The following is a 1,195-nucleotide window of genomic DNA, read 5'->3' on the forward strand; positions in this document are numbered from 1 at the left end:
TTGGAGCAGGAGTTTCTATGAAGGGGAAGTCAAACTTACCGAATTTCGATGATTTAGTTGATGAAATTTCGAAAGCTTTATATGTCGAAAGGCGTGAGATGACAGAACCCCACGATTATTATCTCGGTAAAATTGCGAAAACGAAAGATGTGCATCAAGTTGCAAGAGACCTCGTTAATATAGAAAAATCAAAACCAAATCCATTACACTATGCGATTCCAAGGCTGTTTCCGTTAGATACGGATGTTCGAATTATAACGACAAACTTTGATCAACATTTTACGTCTGTAATTACAGRAATGAATAGAGAGCTGAATATTTATTATGCACCTGCTTTACCGACAGGGAGAGCATTTAAAGGGTTGGCTTACATACATGGGAATGTAGAACAAGAGAAAGAAGCTTTAATTTTAACGGATGGTGATTTTGGAAGGGCTTACTTAACAGAAGGATGGGCGAGACGATTTTTAGTTGATTTATTCTCAAATTACACTGTTTTATTCGTTGGGTATAGTCATAATGATCCTGTAATGAAATATTTAGCAACAGGCTTACCACCGAGTACAAGGCGTTATGCTTTCGTCGCACAAGGTGATAATACATATCATTGGGAGCATTTAGGGATAAGACCGATTGTGTATCCGAATAAAGCAAATAATCATCAGGCGCTTGTGAAAGCGGTGAAGCGGTGGGCGGAATTAATGGGGGATAATTATATTACGAAAAGAATGCGTATTCGTGATATTGTAACCGTTCCTCCATCAGTAGAGCAGGAGCAATTATCCTATATAAAACAGTCAATAAAAAAAATTGAAACCGTTCGGTACTTCGTTGAATTTGCTCGTGATTATGAATGGGTGGAATGGCTTGAAGCAGAAGGGAAACTAAGAAATTTATTTCTGCTTACAGCAAATTACGATGAAGTAGATGAATTACTTGCAGAATGGTTAGTGGAGCAATTTCTATTTAGTCATCAAAAAGAACTATTTCAATTGATTTTTAAAAATCATTCTAAAATATCCCCGTTATGGTGGCGAACAATTTGTACTTACTTAAACGAAACGAAAGAAACGATGGACCCTTTGTTGTTTGCAAGATGGACATTGCTTTTATTAGAAACAGCAGAGAAAGATAGTAGCTCTATTGAAATGATCACATATTTATTGCAAAAATGTTCTTTCCCTGAGCATAAAGA

Annotated in this window: 1 protein-coding gene; it reads left to right on the forward strand. The window is 36.3% G+C overall.

The window, feature by feature from the left end; all coding sequences use genetic code 11:
• A partial coding sequence (locus AC1DJR_RS30465; RefSeq protein ID WP_477004307.1) for an SIR2 family NAD-dependent protein deacylase occupies positions 1-1,195 on the forward strand: 1,195 nt, incomplete at both ends.

Source organism: Bacillus sp. 05T31 (assembly GCF_056396725.1).